The 17,991-nt window shown below is 61.9% G+C and carries 13 protein-coding genes; 11 read left to right on the top strand and 2 right to left on the bottom strand.

All coding sequences use genetic code 11. The features are described 5' to 3' along the window. Positions 1-14 precede the first annotated feature (14 nt). The 4 genes from CO657_RS17555 (at position 15) to xylA (ending at position 5,841) form a co-directional block, all read left to right on the top strand. Complete coding sequence (locus tag CO657_RS17555) at positions 15-1,613, top strand: DHA2 family efflux MFS transporter permease subunit (RefSeq protein ID WP_003590198.1); 1,599 nt, start codon at positions 15-17, stop codon at positions 1,611-1,613. Between the two features lie 206 nt (positions 1,614-1,819). Further along, positions 1,820-2,842, top strand: coding sequence for a LacI family DNA-binding transcriptional regulator (locus CO657_RS17550; RefSeq protein ID WP_054184180.1), 1,023 nt, complete (start codon positions 1,820-1,822; stop codon positions 2,840-2,842). Between the two features lie 19 nt (positions 2,843-2,861). Further along, the gene (gene xylB, locus CO657_RS17545; protein WP_054184181.1) at positions 2,862-4,316 is read left to right on the top strand and encodes a xylulokinase; all 1,455 of its coding nucleotides are present in this window, start codon (positions 2,862-2,864) and stop codon (positions 4,314-4,316) included. 214 nt (positions 4,317-4,530) lie between these two features. Beyond that, a complete protein-coding gene (gene xylA, locus CO657_RS17540) occupies positions 4,531-5,841 on the top strand; it encodes a xylose isomerase (RefSeq protein WP_054184182.1) in 1,311 nt (436 codons plus the stop codon). Between the two features lie 61 nt (positions 5,842-5,902). Here xylA and CO657_RS17535 read toward each other — a convergent pair whose 3' ends face one another. Next, the gene (locus CO657_RS17535) at positions 5,903-6,934 is read right to left on the bottom strand and encodes a LacI family DNA-binding transcriptional regulator (RefSeq protein ID WP_003590203.1); all 1,032 of its coding nucleotides are present in this window, start codon (positions 6,932-6,934) and stop codon (positions 5,903-5,905) included. A 274-nt stretch (positions 6,935-7,208) separates the two neighbouring features. Between CO657_RS17535 and CO657_RS17530 the strand changes: the two genes are divergently transcribed. The 5 genes from CO657_RS17530 (at position 7,209) to CO657_RS17510 (ending at position 13,535) form a co-directional block, all read left to right on the top strand. Then, a complete protein-coding gene (locus tag CO657_RS17530; protein ID WP_054184183.1) occupies positions 7,209-8,735 on the top strand; it encodes a sugar ABC transporter ATP-binding protein in 1,527 nt (508 codons plus the stop codon). A 59-nt stretch (positions 8,736-8,794) separates the two neighbouring features. Beyond that, complete coding sequence (locus tag CO657_RS17525; RefSeq protein ID WP_054184184.1) at positions 8,795-9,799, top strand: ABC transporter permease; 1,005 nt, start codon at positions 8,795-8,797, stop codon at positions 9,797-9,799. 100 nt (positions 9,800-9,899) lie between these two features. Next, entirely contained in the window at positions 9,900-10,847 is a 948-nt protein-coding gene (locus tag CO657_RS17520) for a substrate-binding domain-containing protein (RefSeq protein WP_003590207.1), read from the top strand. A gap of 249 nt (positions 10,848-11,096) precedes the next feature. Further along, complete coding sequence (locus CO657_RS17515) at positions 11,097-12,149, top strand: sugar phosphate isomerase/epimerase family protein (protein ID WP_003566650.1); 1,053 nt, start codon at positions 11,097-11,099, stop codon at positions 12,147-12,149. A 198-nt stretch (positions 12,150-12,347) separates the two neighbouring features. Further along, entirely contained in the window at positions 12,348-13,535 is a 1,188-nt protein-coding gene (locus tag CO657_RS17510) for a Gfo/Idh/MocA family protein (RefSeq protein WP_012558993.1), read from the top strand. A 76-nt stretch (positions 13,536-13,611) separates the two neighbouring features. Here the strand turns inward: CO657_RS17510 and CO657_RS17505 are convergent, their stop codons facing one another. After that, positions 13,612-14,016, bottom strand: a complete 405-nt coding sequence (locus CO657_RS17505; protein WP_003590210.1) for a DoxX family protein — start codon at positions 14,014-14,016, stop codon at positions 13,612-13,614. Positions 14,017-14,252: 236 nt separating this feature from the next. On the opposite strand from CO657_RS17505, the gene CO657_RS17500 reads away from it, so the two are divergent. Together CO657_RS17500 and CO657_RS17495 are read left to right on the top strand one after the other, a co-directional pair. Next, positions 14,253-15,626: a GH1 family beta-glucosidase gene (locus CO657_RS17500; RefSeq protein WP_054184185.1), complete on the top strand. Its 1,374-nt coding sequence runs from the start codon at positions 14,253-14,255 to the stop codon at positions 15,624-15,626. A gap of 135 nt (positions 15,627-15,761) precedes the next feature. Then, positions 15,762-17,975, top strand: a complete 2,214-nt coding sequence (locus CO657_RS17495; protein ID WP_054184186.1) for a putative bifunctional diguanylate cyclase/phosphodiesterase — start codon at positions 15,762-15,764, stop codon at positions 17,973-17,975. Positions 17,976-17,991: the final 16 nt, after the last annotated feature.

Raw genomic sequence — 17,991 nt, 5'->3', positions numbered from 1 at the left:
GCGGAGGTTCTCCGATGGCCGGTAGCGCGACAGCAACAGCGGGGACGATTCCGGCAGCGCCTGCCCACGCTGACGAACACATGGATCCGAGGAAGCTCATTGCCTTCTTCGCGATGGTGCTCGGCATGTTCATGTCGATCCTCGACATCCAGATCGTCTCGGCCTCGCTCGCCGAAATCCAGGCCGGTCTTTCGGCCGGCAGCGACGAAGTCGGCTGGGTGCAGACGGCCTATCTGATCGCTGAGGTGATCATGATCCCGCTTTCGGGCACGCTGGCGCGGATCATTTCGACGCGTTATCTTTTCGCGATCTCGGCCGCCGGTTTCACCATGGCAAGCGCGCTTGCCGCGACGGCGACGAATATCGACCAGATGATCGTCTACCGCGCCATTCAAGGCTTCATCGGCGGCGGCATGATCCCGTCGGTGTTCGCGGCCGCCTTCACCATCTTCCCGGCGTCGAAGCGCAGCATCGTTTCGCCGATCATCGGCCTGATCGCGACACTGGCGCCGACCATCGGCCCGACGGTCGGCGGTTATCTCAGCCACGCCTTCTCCTGGCACTGGCTGTTCCTCGTCAATATCGTTCCCGGCATCATCGTTACGATCGTCACCTGGAACTTCATCGATTTCGACAAGCCGGAACTGTCGCTCTTCAAGAAGTTCGACTGGTGGGGACTGATCTCGATGGGCATCTTCCTCGGCACGATGGAATATGTGCTCGAAGAGGGCAATTCGAACGACTGGTTCAACGACAGTTCCATCGCGATTGCCGCCGTCGCCTCGGGCGTTGGAGCCATCGTCTTCTTCTATCGCGCCTTCACGGTGGAGTTCCCCGTCGTCGATCTCAAGGCCTTTGCGAACCGGAATTTCTCTTTCGGCTCGATCTTCTCTTTCGTCATGGGTATCGGCCTCTATGGTCTCACCTATATCTACCCGGTCTATCTCGGCCGCATCCGCGGCTATGATTCGCTGATGATCGGCCAGACGATGTTCGTCTCCGGGCTGGCGATGTTCTTCACTGCACCGATCGCCGGGCGGCTGTCGACGAAGATGGACCTGCGGCTGATGATGGTGATCGGTTTCATCAGCTTCGCCGCCGGCACCTACATCATGATCCATCTGACGGCGGATTGGGATTTCTACGAACTGTTCATTCCGCAGATCCTGCGCGGTTTCGGGCTGATGATGTGCATGGTGCCGATCAACAATATCGCGCTCGGCACGATGCCGCCCTCGCGCATCCGCGGCGCATCCGGCCTGTTCAACCTGACCAGAAACCTCGGCGGCGCCGTCGGTCTCGCGGTCATCAACACCGTGCTCACCAACCGCCAGGACGTGCATTACGAGCGGCTGCGGGAGAATATGGACTGGGGCAATCCGGCGGCGATCGACCAGATGAACAACATGACCGCCAATTTCAACACATACGGCATGGACGGCGCCTCGGTCGCGATCAAGCAGATGGTCGGCCTTGCCACCAAGCAGGCGGTGATCCTGTCCTTCAGCGACGTGTTCCTGATCCTGACCGCGCTTTTCGTTGCGATGATCTTCGGTGTCGCGATGATCAAGAAACCCGCGCCGCAAGGCGGGGGAGGCGGTGGCGGCCACTGACCTCCGGCCTGCCGCCCCATGGAAAGGTCCTCTCCGGAGGACCTTTTTATTTGCCGTTTTCCAGCCCTTATGTCATCAGCATGTAATCCTCGGTCGGCTTGGTCCGAAGCAGACGGCCGTCGGAAAAACAGTGCGCCAATCGGCTTGTTCGATTTTTTGATTTACGTACATCAAATTTGGCGCTAATGGTCTCGTCAGGAGGAATGATGAGGCCAACAGTTCACGATATCGCCGCCGCCGCCGGGGTCAGTCTTGCGACTGTCGACCGGGTTCTCAACCAGCGCCCGGGTGTGCGTCACGTCACACGGGAGAAGGTCGAGACCGCAATCCGCGAGCTCGGTTATATCAGAGATGTCGCCGCGGCCAACCTCGCCAAGGGGCGCACCTATCCGCTGGTCTTCATCCTGCCGGCCAGCGACAATTCCTTCATGCATGGGCTGAATGCGGAGATCCGGCAGGCCGTTCTCCGCTCGCCGGCCGAGCGCACCGATATCCGCATTGTCGAAGTCCCGGCCTTCGATCCGGCCGCCCTCGTTTCAGTGCTCGAAGGGCTTTCCCGGGAGAAGCCTTGCGGCATCGCGATGGTCGCGACCGATGCGCCTGAGGTGCGCGCCGTCGTCGACAGACTGGTGCGCGAGCGCTTTCCCATCGTCACCCTGGTTTCCGATCTCACTGGATCGCTTCGCCATCACTATGCCGGCGTCGACAATATCGCGGCCGGCCGGACGGCGGCCCGTCTGCTCGGCCGTTTTCTCGGGCCGCGAAAGGGTGAGATCGCCGTGCTCGCCGGCTCCATGCTGGTGCGCGACCATCGCGAGCGGCTGGAAGGTTTTGCCGCTGTTATGGCGGAAGAATTTCCCGATCTTGCGATCCTGCCGGTTCTCGAAGGCCGCGACGACCCCGAGGTCGCCCATAGGCTGGTTGCCGATGCACTCGGGAATGCCGGCATCGTCGGCATCTACAGCCTCGGCGCCGGCAATCGCGGCCTCATTCGGGCGCTGAAGGAGAAGGCCGTCGACCGGACGCTGACCGTGGTTGCCCATGAACTGACCGCCCATACGCGCGCAGCGCTCATCGACAACACGATTGATGCGATCCTCAACCAGGATGCCGGCCATGAAGTACGCAGCGCCATCCGCATATTGAAAGCCAAGGCGGACGGCCTTGCCGTCATCGCAGCGCAGGAGCGCATCCGCCTCGACATATTCCTGAAAGACAATCTGCCGTAACGGCAAAGGAGAATACCCCATGTATCTCGGTCTCGATCTCGGAACCTCCGGCGTCAAGGCGATGCTGATCGACGGCGATCAGAAGATCGTCGGCTCGGCCAATGGTTCGCTCGACGTCTCGCGTCCGCATTCCGGCTGGTCGGAGCAGGAGCCGGCCCACTGGGTGCGTGCCACCGAAGAGGCCGTTGCCGGCCTGAAGGCGAAACATCCGAAAGAGCTTGCAGCGGTCAAAGGCATCGGCCTTTCCGGCCAGATGCACGGTGCGACGCTGATCGATGCGGCCGACAAAGTGCTGCGCCCCTGCATCCTCTGGAACGATACGCGCAGCCACGTCGAGGCTGCAGCCCTCGATGCCGATCCGCGCTTCCGCGCGCTGACCGGCAACATCGTCTTCCCCGGCTTCACGGCGCCGAAGCTCGCCTGGGTCGAGAAGCATGAGCCCGATGTTTTCGCCAAGATCGCCAAAGTGTTGCTCCCGAAGGACTACCTGCGTCTCTGGCTGACCGGCGACTATATCTCCGAAATGTCGGATTCGGCTGGCACTTCCTGGCTCGACACCGGCAAGCGCGCCTGGTCGTCCGAACTGCTCGCCGCCACCAATCTTTCCGAGGAGCAGATGCCGGCGCTTGTCGAAGGCACCGCGCAGGCTGGTCAGCTGCGGGCAGAACTTGCGGCGCAATGGGGCATCTCAGGCAATGTCGTCGTGGCCGGCGGGGCCGGCGACAATGCCGCCTCCGCCTGCGGCATGGGCACGGTCAGCGATGGCGCCGCCTTCGTTTCGCTCGGCACGTCGGGTGTGCTTTTTGCCGCCAACGGCTCCTATCTGCCGAAGCCGGAAAGTGCCGTGCATGCCTTCTGCCACGCGCTGCCGAACACCTGGCACCAGATGGGCGTCATCCTCTCGGCCACCGATGCGCTCAACTGGCATTCCGGCGTGACCGGCAAGTCGGCGGCCGATCTCACCGGCGAACTCGGCGAGACGCTGAAGGCGCCGACCGGCGTCACCTTCCTGCCCTATCTTTCCGGCGAGCGCACGCCGCACAATGATGCCGTCATCCGCGGCGCCTTCATCGGCCTCGAACATGAAAGCAGCCGCGCCGTTCTCACCCAGGCGGTGCTCGAAGGCGTGACCTTTGCCATCCGCGACAATCTCGAGGCGCTGCGTTCGGCCGGCACCGGCATCTCCCGCGTCACGGCGATCGGCGGCGGTTCGCGCTCGCATTACTGGCTGGCGTCGATCGCGACCGCGCTTGGCGTTCCGGTCGACCTGCCCGCCGACGGCGATTTCGGCGCGGCCTTCGGCGCCGCCCGCCTCGGCCTGATTGCCGCGACGGGTGCCGATCCGATTGCCGTCTGCACGCCGCCGGTGACATCAGGCACGATCGAGCCGGTGTCGGCGCTGAGCGGCGCTTACGAGGATGCCTATACGCGCTACCGCGCAGTTTATCCGGCGGTCAAATCGCTGACGCATTGAGAACTGGAGCCAGCGGCCCCCTCATCCGCCTGCGCACTGACCGGGTCGAGCCACGCGTCTCGACCCGTCCTTCGGACCCCCGCTGGGGAGAAGAGACTCGCAGCGGCGCCTCATTCCTCTTCTCCCCTCGGGGAGAAGGTGGCCCGAAGGGTCGGATGAGGGGGCCGGATGGCACAAACGCTAAGACTGAATTACGAACCCAAGGAGACCCAATATGAGCACCGGATTTTTCGGCGATATCCAAAAAGTGAAATACGAAGGCCCTGACAGCACCAATCCGCTGGCCTTCCGTTACTACCAGCCGGACGAGATCGTCATGGGCAAGCGCATGGAGGACCATCTGCGCTTTGCGGTGGCCTATTGGCACACCTTCACCTGGCCGGGCGGCGATCCCTTCGGCGGCCAGACCTTCCTGCGTCCCTGGTTCGAGGACACGATGAAGGCCGCCAAGCTCAAGGCTGACGTTGCCTTCGAATTCTTCTCGCTGCTCGGCTCGCCCTATTACTGCTTCCATGATGCCGACGTGCGTCCGGAGGGCAAAAATTTCGCTGAGAACACCAAAAACCTCAACGAGATCGTCGACTACTTCGCCGAGAAGCAGGCTTCCACCGGCACCAAGCTGCTCTGGGGCACGGCGAACCTCTTTTCCAACCGCCGTTACATGTCGGGTGCTGCGACCAATCCGGATCCCGATGTCTTCGCTTTCGCAGCCGCGACCGTGAAGACCTGCATCGACGCGACGCAGAAGCTCGGCGGTGAGAACTATGTGCTCTGGGGCGGCCGCGAAGGTTACGAGACGCTGCTCAATACCGATCTCAAGCGGGAGCTCGACCAGCTCGGGCGTTTCCTCAACCTCGTCGTCGAATACAAGCACAAGATCGGCTACAAGGGCACGATCCTGATCGAGCCGAAGCCGCAGGAGCCGACCAAGCACCAGTATGATTACGACGTTGCGACCGTCTACGGCTTCCTCAAAAAGCACGGCCTAGAAAACGAAGTGAAGCTCAATATCGAGCAGGGCCATGCGATCCTGGCCGGTCACTCCTTCGAGCACGAACTGGCGCTTGCCAATGCGCTTGGCATCTTCGGCTCGATCGACATGAACCGCAACGACTATCAGTCCGGCTGGGATACAGACCAGTTCCCGAACAATGTTCCCGAAATGGCGCTCGCCTACTACCACGTTCTGGCAGGCGGCGGCTTCAAGACTGGCGGCACCAACTTCGACTCGAAGCTTCGCCGCCAGTCTCTCGACCCGGCGGATCTGCTGATCGGTCATATCGGCGGCATGGATTGCTGCGCCCGCGGCCTGAAGGCCGCCGCCAGGATGATCGAGGACAAGGCTCTGTCGCAGCCGCTCGCCGATCGTTATGCCGGCTGGGAATCCGCCGAGGCGCAGAAGCTCTTCCGCGGCGAATATTCGTTGGACGAGATTACGAACTGGGTCGAGACCAAGGACGTCAACCCGCAGCCGAGATCCGGCAAGCAGGAACTGCTCGAAAACGTCGTCAACCGTTACGTCTAATCAAACGTGCCGGCGGTCATCGGCCGCCGGCACAATTTTTTGTCGCCGGCCAAATCTCTGTTCAGCGCTTCAACCAGTTGCGCGACGGCGCGGAGACGGAGTTTCGAACCACCAGATCCGGCCGCAGCAGGATTTCCGTCTCGGTCGGCTGGCCATCGGACAGGAGCTCCAGCAGCAGCGCCATCGCCTGTTTGCCGATCGCCGTCCGCGGCTGGCGGATCGTCGTCAGCGGCGGGGATATGAAGACGGCCTGCGGCACGTCGTCGAAACCGGTCACAGAGAAATCACGCGGAATGTCGTAGCCGCGCGCCCCGAGCCCGACCATGACGCCGATCGCCGTCTGATCGTTCACGCACATGAAGGCGGTGGGAAGCGTGTCGCGCATGAAAAGCTGTTCCACCGCATGCCGGCCGCTTTCGATCGTGCCGTCGCCTTCGAGCACGATCCTCAGATCGGGCGGGATGCCGGCGGCATCGAGACCGGCATCGTAGCCCATGCGGCGCCTGATATAGGCAAGCCGGGTGCGCGAATCGCCGATGAAGGCGATCTTGCGATGGCCTTCGGCCAGCAGCAGGTCCACGGCTTTCCTGGCGCCCTCGGTATCGTCGACGCCGACATAGGGAATGCCGCCGTTGAAGACGGGCTCGAAAACCCCCACACTCGGCGGCAGCCGCGCCGTCATCGTCTGATGCCCGAAGGGCAGGATGCCGGTGAACAGGATCAGCCCGGCAGCCTGGTTGGAATTCAAGAATTTCAGATATTCGAGCCCGCGCTGGGCGTCGTTCTGCGTGTGGCCGATCAGGATGCCGTAGCCGTGCGCGCGCGCCTCGTTTTCCAGCCCGACGAGAATGTTGGAGAAATTGGGGTCGCCGATGTCGGGCGCCACCACGAGGATCATGTTGGAACGGCCGAGCCTCAGGCTGCGGGCCATGGCATTCGTGGTATAGCCGGTGACGGCGATCGCCTGGTTGACCTTGAGCCGTGTGGAGTTGGCGACCTTCTCCGGCATATGGATCGCCCGGGACACCGTCGCGATGGAGACCTCGGCGATCCGGGCGACGTCTTCGATTGTTGCGGGCGTGGAATTCGACACTGAGCTCTGCCTTGGGCTGTCTTCGCCGCGACACTACACAGACTTGTCGACAGGTCAAAGGCAGGCTTCAACGGATCTGCGTAAATCCACCATGTAAACCTTTACACGCCTGATGTAAAGGTTTACATAAACTCCAAAGCGGACGGGAGCCGCAAGCGCAGAGCACCCGAAAACAGCAAGCGGTTTTCAGAATGGGAATGTGCGCTAGTTCAAGGTGATGGAGCGGCGCCGGCAGGTTCTGCCGGATGCAAGGCGCTCTTGGGGGGAGGGCATAATGACCGTGGAGATCGCCGACACCGCACCCGTGGTGCTGTCCGCCAGGCGTATATGCAAATCCTTCAGCGGCGTGCAGGTGCTCTTCAGCGTCAATTTCGATCTCCGCGCCGGCGAAATCCATGCGTTGATGGGTGAAAACGGCGCCGGCAAATCCACGCTCGTCAAGGTGTTGTCCGGTTTCGAACAGCCGAGTTCCGGCGAGATCCTGCTCGACGGCAAGCCCGTCGTCCTGCCGCCCAACGGCGCCGCCGAGGCGCTCGGCATCGTCATCATTCACCAGGAATTCAACCTCGCCGAACATCTGACCGTGACGGAGAGCCTCTTCCTCGGGCGCGAAGTCACGCGCTTCGGCGTGCTCGACCGCAAATATATGCGCTCGGAGACACGCAAGGTTCTCGATGTGCTCGGTTCGCATGTCGACGAGAATGCTCTGATCAGCACGCTTTCCATCGCCGACAAGCAGATGGTCGAAATCGCCAAGGCCATCAGCCGCGACGCGCGGGTCGTGTTCATGGATGAGCCGACCGCCGTCTTGTCGCGGGAAGAGACCAATATGCTGTTCAAGCAGGTCCGCAAGCTGCGCGATCAGGGCACCAGCTTCGTCTTCGTTTCGCATAAGCTCGATGAAGTGATGGAATTGACCGATCGTGTCACGGTGCTGCGCGACGGCCAATGGATCAAGACGTCGCCGACATCCATTCTGGACGGCGAATCGATCGCGCAGCTGATGGTCGGCCGCGAACTTTCCAGCCTTTATCCGGCCAAGGTCGAGCCTGATGTCGACGAGGAGATCGTCTTGAGCGTCGCCTCGGTTTCGACGGGCTATGTCAAAGGTGCGAGCTTCGAGGTGCGCAAGGGCGAGATCATCGGTTTTTCCGGCATGATCGGCTCCGGCCGCACCGAACTGATGGAAGCGATCGCCGGGTTGCGGAGCCGTCTTGAGGGCGAGGTGGTAATCAAAGGGGCCGCCGTTCCCTCCGGCGACGTGCATGCCGCCAATCGCTGCGGCTTGGCCTATATGACCAAGGACCGCAAGTCGAAGGGCTTGCTGCTGCGCTCCGGCATGGTCACCAATCTGACGCTGCAATCGCTCGGAAGACATTCTCGCCGAGGTTATCTCAGCCCCGGCAGCGAAGCGGCCGCGATGGCAAAAGCCAAGCGGCGCTTCGACATCCGGGTTCGCGACGGCAATATCGTCGCCGGCCGGATGTCGGGCGGAAACCAGCAGAAGCTGCTGCTCGCCAAGGTCATGGAGACCGAGCCCGACATCATCATCATCGACGAGCCGACGCGCGGCATTGATGTCGGCACCAAACAGCAGATCTATCATTTCATCTCGGCGCTGGCCCGGGACGGCCGGTCGATCATCATCGTCTCGTCGGAGATGCCCGAGGTCATCGGGCTATGCACGCGGGTGGTGGTGATGCGCGAAGGGCATATCGTCGGCGTGCTCGAAGGGGACGAGATCTCCGAGCAGGAGATCATGCGTTACGCCGCCGGGCTGAAGAGGAAAGCGGCGGCCTGAGGGTCGAAGCGGACAGATAAGATGCCCAGAAAGAATGGGGCGGGAGGTTGGTTTTGGAAATGAGTGTCAACGAGGAGACCAGGGAAATCCGGCGCCGATCCTGGCGGGATGTCGATCTGCGTGCGGTCGCGCCGTTCGTCGCCCTGGCGCTGCTTCTGATCGTCGGAGCTCTGGTCAATCCCAATTTCATCGGCATCACCAACCTTGCCAATGTCGCGACGCGCAGCGCCTTCATCGCCATCATCGCGGTCGGCGCGACCTTCGTGATCTCGGCCGGTGATCTCGACCTGTCGGTGGGTTCGATGGTGGCTTTCGTCGCCAGCCTGATGATCCTGCTGATGAACTCGGGCGCTATCGAAAACCCCGCTCTGATGCTGACGGTCGCGGTGGTCTTCACCATGGTCGCCGGCTCGCTTTGCGGCCTGGCGAATGGCCTGATCACCACGGTTGGCAAGATCGAACCTTTCATCGCGACGCTCGGCACGATGGGCATCTATCGCGGCCTGACGACATGGCTGTCGCAGGGCGGCGCGATCACGCTTCGCTCCGCCGATATCCAGACGCTCTATCGTCCCGCTTATTTTGGCACGATTGCCGGCGTGCCGATCCCGATCGTGGTGATCCTGGCGGTGACGGCGGTTGCGGCCTTCATTCTCTATCGCACCCGCTATGGGCGCCACGTTGTCGCTGTCGGGTCGAACAGCGATGTTGCCCGCTATTCCGGCATCGCGGTCAATCGCGTCAGGACGATCGCCTTCGTCATCCAGGGCCTGTGTGTTGCCATTGCAGTGCTGCTCTATGTTCCCCGTCTCGGCTCGACCTCGGCGACAACAGGCATCCTGTGGGAACTGCAGGCGATCACGGCGGTCGTGGTCGGCGGCACGGCGCTGAAGGGAGGCGCCGGCCGGGTCTGGGGCACGATCTGCGGTGCCTTCATTCTCGAACTCGTCGGCAACATCATGCTGCTTTCGAATTTCATCAGCGAGTACCTGATCGGCGCCATCCAGGGTGCGATCATCATCATCGCCATGTTCGTGCAGCGCTCGCTGGTGCGCAAATCATGAATTGCTCCGGTTTGCATTGATCGGGCTCAGGATTGACCGGACTTACAGGGCGTCCGGTCCCGATATGGAAAAGTCCCTGCAATTATTGGGAGGAAATGGCATGCGTAAATTGATGTTGGGCTTGGCGGTTGCGGCGGTGACGTTCGCCGGCGCCGCTCACGCCGAGGACAAGAAATTCACCATCGGCGTGTCCATTCCGGCCGCCGACCACGGCTGGACGTCGGGCGTGGTCTTCCACGCCGAACGTGTCGCCAAGCTGCTGATGGCCGAACATCCCGGTCTCAACGTCATCGTCAAGACCTCGCCGGATGCCGCCAGCCAGGCAAACGCCGTGCAGGATCTCGACACGCAGGGCATCGACGCCCTGGTCATCCTGCCGTCGGATCCCGATCCGCTCGTCAACGCCATCAAGGAAGTCAAGGGCAAGGGCAAGTTCGTCGCGCTTGTCGACCGTGCGCCTTCGAGCAACGACAACTCCGTGCGCGACCTCTATGTGGCCGGCAACAATCCGGCGCTCGGCGAAGTCGCCGGCAAGTACATCAAGGACACGACGCCGGATGCCGAAGTCGTGATTATCCGCGGTCTGCCGATCCCGATCGACCAGCAGCGCCAGGACGGCTTCGACAAGGGCATTGCCGGATCGAAGGTCAAGGTTCTCGACCGCCAGTACGGCAACTGGAACCGCGACGATGCCTTCAAGGTCATGCAGGACTACCTGACCAAGTACCAGAAGATCGACGTCGTCTGGTGCCAGGACGATGACATGGCTGTCGGCGTTCTGCAGGCGATCGAGCAGGCCAAGCGCACCGACATCAAATATGTCGTCGCCGGCGCCGGCTCCAAGGACATGGTCAAGAAGGTCATGGACGGCGACAAGATGATCCCGGTCGACGTTCTCTATCCGCCGGCAATGGTCGGCACGGCCATGGAACTGACGGCCGCTGCTCTCTACGATCAAGTCCCGGTTCACGGCAGCTATATCCTCGACGCGACCCTCGTCACCAAGGACAATGCCAAGGACTTCTACTTCCCGGATTCTCCGTTCTGATCGATTGGCTGGCGACATGCGCCCATTCGAAAGGATGGGCGCATTTTATGCTTCCATATATGTACGCAGCTGAAAATGCTGCACGTACCTCTTGCCCGCCAAAGCCCATCATGATTAGCTCGCAGCCATATCGCATCCGGCCTTGCGCCAAAACGCGAGCTGAGGGCGAGGAGGCGCCTTGCGCCCGCCAAATTGCGTGCTACAACACTTCAGAAACGTTTACGGTCGATATTCAGGGAGGAATCTGACATGAAGACGATCAAGGGCCCCGGCCTTTTCCTTGGCCAGTTCGCGGGCGATGCCGCGCCTTTCAATTCCTGGGACGCGATCACCAAATGGGCGGCCGACATCGGTTACAAAGGCGTCCAGGTGCCGACCTGGGCGAGCCAGCTAATCGATCTGAAGAAGGCTGCGACCTCCAAGGATTATTGCGACGAATTCGCCGGCAAGGCCCGCGAAAACGGCATCGAGATTACCGAACTCTCCACCCATCTGCAGGGCCAGCTCGTCGCCGTTCACCCGGCCTATGACGAGGCCTTCGACGGGTTCGCAGCCCCGGAGGTGCGCGGCAATCCGAAGGCGCGCCAGGAATGGGCCGTCGAGCAGGTCAAGATGGCGCTGACGGCATCGAAGAATCTCGGCCTCAAGGCGCATGCGACCTTTTCCGGCGCGCTCGCCTGGCCCTTCATCTATCCCTGGCCGCAGCGTCCCGCCGGCCTGGTCGAAACGGCCTTTGACGAACTCGCCCGCCGCTGGACGCCGATCCTCAACCATGCGGATGAGAACGGAATCGATGTCTGCTACGAAATCCACCCGGGTGAGGACCTGCATGACGGCATCACCTTCGAGATGTTCCTGGAGCGCGTGAAGAACCATCCGCGCGCCAACATGCTCTACGATCCCTCGCACTACGTCCTGCAGTGCCTCGACTATCTCGACAATATCGACATCTACAAGGACCGCATCAAGATGTTCCACGTCAAAGATGCGGAGTTCAACCCGACCGGACGCCAAGGCGTCTACGGCGGCTATCAGGGCTGGGTGGAACGGGCCGGCCGCTTCCGCTCGCTCGGCGACGGCCAGGTCGATTTCGGCGCGGTGTTCTCGAAGATGACGGCCAATAATTTCGACGGCTGGGCCGTTGTCGAATGGGAATGCGCGCTGAAACATCCGGAAGACGGCGCCCGCGAAGGGGCCGAATTCGTCGCCGCCCATATCATCCGCGTCACCGAGAAAGCCTTCGACGATTTCGCCGGCAGCGGTACCGACCAGGCGGCCAATCGGCGGATGCTGGGGCTTTAAGACATAGGGCGTGCCGCGACGTTTGCCCCTCACCCTAACCCTCTCCCCGTAAAAACGGGGAGAGGGGACGTGCCCTGCGAGAGGCCGTGGGGGCGGAGAGGTTGCGGCATATCCCCTTCGCCCCGTTTACGGGGAGAAGGTGGCGGCAGCCGGATGAGGGGCGCAGCCGCGCAAAGTTTCAAATTTCAGGAGGATAGAATGGCAATCGAAGCATCATCGGAACAGACCCGCGAGCCGCGCATTCGGCTCGGCATGGTCGGCGGCGGCGCCGGCGCGTTTATCGGTGCGGTGCACCGGATTGCGGCGCGGATCGACGATCAGTACGATCTCATCGCCGGCGCGCTGTCGTCGACGCCTGAAAAGGCGGTTCAGTCGGGCCGCGATCTCGGCCTCGATCCGTCGCGGACCTATTCCAGCTACCGCGAGATGGCGATCCGCGAGGCGAAGCTGAAGAACGGCATCGAGGCAGTGGCGATCGTCACGCCGAACCATGTGCATTACGACGCTGCCAAGGAATTCCTGAAGCGCGGCATTCATGTCATCTGCGACAAGCCGCTGACATCGAACCTTGCCGATGCGAAGAAACTGAGGAAAATTGCCGACGAGAGCGGCGCGCTCTTCGTGCTGACGCATAATTACACCGGTTATCCGATGGTCCGCCAGGCGCGCGAGATGATCACGAACGGTGAACTCGGCGATATAAGAGTCGTCCAGGCCGAATATCCCCAGGATTGGTTGACGGAGGCGGTCGAGCAGACCGGCCAGAAGCAGGCCGCCTGGCGCACCGATCCGGCGCAATCCGGCGTCGGCGGCTCCACAGGCGATATCGGCACGCATGCCTATAATCTCGCCTCCTTCATATCAGGCCTGGAACTCGACAGCCTCGCTGCCGATCTCGACAGCTTCGTCCCCGGCCGCCGGCTGGATGACAACGCCCATGTTATGCTGCGTTTCAAGGCAAAGGGCTCAGAGAAGCCGGCTAAGGGCATGCTCTGGTGCAGCCAGGTGGCGCCCGGCCATGAAAACGGCCTGATGGTCCGGGTCTACGGCAGCAAGGGCGGGGTGGAATGGACCCAGAAGGACCCGAACTACCTGTGGTACACGCCGTTCGGTGAGCCGAAACGGCTGATCACTCGGGGCGGCGCCGGTTCGGGCGCGGCTGCCGGCCGCGTCTCGCGCGTACCGTCAGGGCATCCGGAGGGTTATCTCGAGGCTTTTGCGACGATCTATACGGAAGCCGCGCATGCGATCAACGCCCGCAAGAAGGGCAAGGCCGTCGACAAGGCCGTGGTCTATCCGACAGTCGACGATGGCGTGAAGGGTGTGGCCTTCGTCGAGGCTTGCGTCGCGTCCTCGAAGAAGAACGGCGCATGGGTCAAGGTCTGACTTTAGCGATCCGCATCGCCCAATGAAAAACGCCGAGGCGGGCTTAAAAGTCGCCTCGGCGTTTTGTTTATGGTGATCAGGCAGCCGTGGTGCGGCCGCGCTTCAGCAGGTTATCGACGCTGAGCGGCCCGGCGCCTGCCGCGACCAGATAGAGAAACACGAAGCAGAACAGGATCGCGGCGACGCCGCCGTTCTGTGCGGGATAGATGCCCTTCGAGGCATGTCCGATGAAATAGGCGAAGGCCATCAGGCCCGAGAGCACGAAGGCTGCGATCCGGGTCTGGAATCCGACCAGAACCAGGAAGCCGAGGGTGAGTTCGATCAGCCCGGCGATCCAGGAGAGCGAGCCCGCGGGCGGCACGCTGGCCGCCGCCGGGAAATGCAGGATCTTCTGCGTTCCGTAGCTGAACAGCACAAGTGACGAGACGATGCGCAGCAGGCTCAGCAGATGGGGCTGCAGCAGATGGATCGAAGACAGCATCGGATTCCTTTCATGTTTGCGATGTCTTGTTTGCAACGTCTTGGCTGTGTCCGCGATCGCCGGTTCGACAGCAAGTCACGACTGCTGACATTCGCGTTATGAGGGCGGTCGCCGCCCATTCGTGTGCCTCCTGTAACGTTGCAGTTTTTCCAATCCCGGGCCTGTACTTTGCTTTCAGGCTTGGCTAAATCCGAGCCCGGACGATCCATTCACCCGCTGAGAAATGGGATTTACAGATGATCGATGCGAAGACGCTTGCAAGCCGCCTTCCCGGCGATTTTACCTTCGGCGTCGCCACCGCCGCCTTCCAGATCGAAGGTGCTGGTAAGGCCGATGGCCGCAAGCCATCGATCTGGGATGCTTTCTGCAATATGCCCGGCCGGGTCTATAATCGCGACAATGGCGACGTCGCCTGCGACCACTATAACCGGCTGGAGCAGGATCTCGATCTCATCAAGGATATGGGTGTCGAAGCCTACCGCTTCTCGATTGCCTGGCCGCGCATCATCCCCGACGGCACGGGCGCGGTGAACGAGGCCGGGCTCGATTTCTACGATCGGCTGGTCGACGGCTGCAAGGCGCGCGGGATCAAGACCTTTGCGACGCTCTATCATTGGGACCTGCCGCTGCTGCTTGCCGGCGACGGTGGTTGGACGGCGCGCTCGACCGCCTATGCATTTCAGCGCTACGCCAAGACGGTGATGAACCGGCTTGGCGATCGTCTCGACGCCGTCGCGACCTTCAACGAACCCTGGTGCATCGTCTGGCTGAGCCACCTCTACGGCATCCATGCGCCGGGCGAGCGCGCTATGCAGGCCGCCCTTCACGCCATGCACTACATGAACCTCGCCCACGGTCTCGGCGTCGAGGCGATCCGCGCGGAAGCCCCTGATGTGCCCGTTGGGCTCGTGCTCAACGCTGCCTCGATCATCCCCGGTTCCGACAGCCCTGCCGATCTTGCCGCCACTGAGCGCGCGCATCAGTTTCACAACGGCGCCTTCTTCGATCCCGTCTTCAAGGGCGAATACCCCAAGGAATTCGTTGAGGCGCTCGGCGACCGCATGCCTGTCATCGAGGACGGCGACATGACGCTGATCAGCCAGAAACTCGACTGGTGGGGTCTGAATTATTACACGCCCGAGCGCGTCACTGACGATGCCGAACGCAACGGCGATTTCCCCTGGACGGTGAAAGCGCCGCCGGCAAGCGACGTCAAAACCGATATCGGCTGGGAAATCTATGCGCCGGGATTGAAGCTGCTGGTCGAAAACCTTTACCGCCGCTACGAACTGCCGGAATGCTACATCACTGAGAACGGCGCTTGCGACAACACCGGTGTCGTCGACGGCGAAGTCGACGATACGATGCGTCTCGATTATCTCGGCGACCATCTCGATGTCGTGGCAAACCTCATCAAGGACGGTTATCCCATGCGCGGCTATTTTGCCTGGAGCCTGATGGATAATTTCGAATGGGCAGAAGGCTACCGCATGCGCTTCGGCCTCGTCCATGTCGATTATCAGACCCAGTTGCGTACGGTGAAGAAGAGCGGCAAGTGGTATCGCGAACTCGCAGCACAATTCCCGAAGGGCAATCACAAGGCGGGTTAGGTGAAACGGCTGACGTTGCTTCCCTCATTTTCTGCATCAGCAGGCAAGAAATAGCTCCTCGCAAATCTTCAACAGGTGGTTGCTTAAACGTTTTTGAACCCTTGGCTGGCAAAGTCGGACGGTCAGGGAGCCGTAATGCAGACAGCCGGAAAGTCGCAGAGCAAGGGTTTGGGAGTAGGCCGTCACATCACCGTTACGGGCGTGCTTTTTTCCTTTGCCGTCATCGTCGCAATTGTCACCGTCATGGTGCTGACGGCGCTCGAGCGCGTGGCCGAAAATGCCAATCTTCTCGATGACGAGCGCTCGCGCGAAACGACGATCGGGGCGTTGAAGACTTTCGAGGACCAGCTCGCCGCGACGCTCGACGATTACGCCGCCTGGGACGATGCCGCCGTCAACGTCTATTCGCCCGACGGCATGGCCTGGACGGTGAGCAATTACGGCGAGATGTCGGTCAACAGCTCGCTTTTCGACATGGCGATCGTCATCGATGACGGGAAGACGCCGATCATGGCCTATCGCGACGGCAAGCCGATGGAGGAGCCGCTTGCGGATTTCTTCGCGCCGTCGCTCTGGACCCTGTTCGAGACGGCGAAGGCGGCCGACACAGCCGGGACTCCCCAAGCAGTCGGCTTCGTCACCACCAAACGTGGTGTCGCCGCTGTCGGCGTCGCTCTGGTGCGGAAAAAATCCGGTGCGCTGGATGCGCCGGCCGGCCAGCACCGCTATCTCGTCTTCGCCCGCCATCTCGACAATGACCGGGTGACCGCGCTCGGCCAGACCTATGTCATTGGCGGGCTGAGGCTGGCGCCGCCGAGCTTCGAGGCTGACTATTTTGTGCCGATCGTCGATCCGACGGGGGCAACGCTTCAAAAGCTCGTTTGGACCTCGCGTTCGCCGGGTGATGTCGGCTACGCACAGGTGCGGCCGATGGTCCTGCAAGCGCTCGGCCTTGTCGGACTGTTCTTCGTGGTGCTGCTGGTCATCGGCTGGTTTGCCGGCCGCCGGCTGAAGGCCGATGAAAACAGCGCCCGCGAAGAGACGCTGCGCGACCGGCTGAGCGGCCTTTCCAATCGCGACGGTCTTGGGCTTGCTGTCGACCGTTTCGTCGTCGAGGCGCGCCAGACCAAACGCAACGTGCTGCTCCTGTATCTCGACCTCGACGGTTTCAAGGAAGTCAATGACAGTTATGGCCACGGCACCGGCGATCAGTTGATCCGCGGGGTGGCGGCCGGTCTCGACGTGCTTATTCCGCAAGGCGCGGTTCTCGCCCGCATCGGCGGCGATGAATTTGCGATCGCCTTTCTCTCGGACGGCGAGAATGCTGCGGCCCTGCAACTTGCCGAGCAGATCCTCGATTTTCTGGTCGAGCCGCTGGAGATCGGTCGCCGCGTCGTTGTTGTCGGGGCCAGCATCGGCATCGCCATGTCGCCTGCCGGCACGATCGGGCGCGAGGAACTGGTGCGCCGCTCCGACCTTGCCATGTACAAGGCGAAGGAAGCCGGCCGTGCGCGCATGACGCTTTACGATCCGTCGATGGATGCCGACCGGGAGCAGCGCAATGCGCTGGAACTCGACCTCAGGATGGCCATCGAAAGCGGCGATCTGACACTCGCCTACCAGCCGCTGATCGATGCGGCCTCCTATGCGCCGACCGGCGTCGAGGCGCTGGTGCGCTGGAACCGTCCGGGTCATGGCCCTATCTCGCCCGAGGTGTTCATTCCAATCGCCGAGACCAGCGGCCTCATCGAATCGCTCGGCCTGTTCGTGCTGCGCAAGGCGTGCGAGACAGCCAAGCAATGGCCGGAACTCAACGTTTCGGTCAACGTCTCTCCCGGTCAGTTCCGCAATCCCGCCTTCGCCGATTATGTGCGCTACGTGCTGAAGCAGACGGAGGTCGAGGCCGGCCGCATCACGCTCGAGATCACCGAAGGCTACATGATCCAGAATCCGCAGCGCACCCGCCAGTCGATCGAACGGCTGAAGGCGCTGGGGGTCAAAGTGGCGCTCGACGATTTCGGCTCCGGCTTCTCGTCGATCGGTTATCTCAGGCAGTTCGGCTTCGACCGGATCAAGATCGACCGCTCGCTGGTCATGGGGGTCAATGAGGACAAGCGCCAGCGCGAGATGCTGCAGGCGACCGTGGCGCTTGCCCGCTCTCTCGACATTCCGGTGACGGCTGAGGGCATCGAGACCGAGGAGCAGGCAATCGCCATGCGCCTCTTCGGCTGCGATTGCCTGCAGGGCTATCTGTTCGGAAAACCGATGACGGCCGATCTGATCACCGAGATGCTGGACGCGCGGCATGCAGCCGAGCCGGAAGGCCGGCGCCGTCTTGGCGCAGCCTGACGGGCGCTGACAGAGA

Origin of the sequence: Rhizobium acidisoli, assembly GCF_002531755.2 — a bacterium.
In the GTDB taxonomy this organism is placed as follows: domain Bacteria; phylum Pseudomonadota; class Alphaproteobacteria; order Rhizobiales; family Rhizobiaceae; genus Rhizobium; species Rhizobium acidisoli.
Note: the sequence above shows the minus strand (reverse complement) of the source record. Positions and strands in the feature narration are given on the sequence as shown.

Excerpts from the sequence above, each read along its gene's own strand:
- CO657_RS17555 (WP_003590198.1), top strand. The coding sequence starts at position 15 with ATGGCCGGTAGCGCGACAGCAACAGCGGGGACGATTCCGGCAGCGCCT.
- CO657_RS17550 (WP_054184180.1), top strand. The coding sequence starts at position 1,820 with ATGAGGCCAACAGTTCACGATATCGCCGCCGCCGCCGGGGTCAGTCTT.
- xylB (WP_054184181.1), top strand. The coding sequence starts at position 2,862 with ATGTATCTCGGTCTCGATCTCGGAACCTCCGGCGTCAAGGCGATGCTG.
- xylA (WP_054184182.1), top strand. The coding sequence starts at position 4,531 with ATGAGCACCGGATTTTTCGGCGATATCCAAAAAGTGAAATACGAAGGC.
- CO657_RS17530 (WP_054184183.1), top strand. The coding sequence starts at position 7,209 with ATGACCGTGGAGATCGCCGACACCGCACCCGTGGTGCTGTCCGCCAGG.
- CO657_RS17525 (WP_054184184.1), top strand. The coding sequence starts at position 8,795 with ATGAGTGTCAACGAGGAGACCAGGGAAATCCGGCGCCGATCCTGGCGG.
- CO657_RS17520 (WP_003590207.1), top strand. The coding sequence starts at position 9,900 with ATGCGTAAATTGATGTTGGGCTTGGCGGTTGCGGCGGTGACGTTCGCC.
- CO657_RS17515 (WP_003566650.1), top strand. The coding sequence starts at position 11,097 with ATGAAGACGATCAAGGGCCCCGGCCTTTTCCTTGGCCAGTTCGCGGGC.
- CO657_RS17510 (WP_012558993.1), top strand. The coding sequence starts at position 12,348 with ATGGCAATCGAAGCATCATCGGAACAGACCCGCGAGCCGCGCATTCGG.
- CO657_RS17505 (WP_003590210.1), bottom strand. The coding sequence starts at position 14,016 with ATGCTGTCTTCGATCCATCTGCTGCAGCCCCATCTGCTGAGCCTGCTG.
- CO657_RS17500 (WP_054184185.1), top strand. The coding sequence starts at position 14,253 with ATGATCGATGCGAAGACGCTTGCAAGCCGCCTTCCCGGCGATTTTACC.
- CO657_RS17495 (WP_054184186.1), top strand. The coding sequence starts at position 15,762 with ATGCAGACAGCCGGAAAGTCGCAGAGCAAGGGTTTGGGAGTAGGCCGT.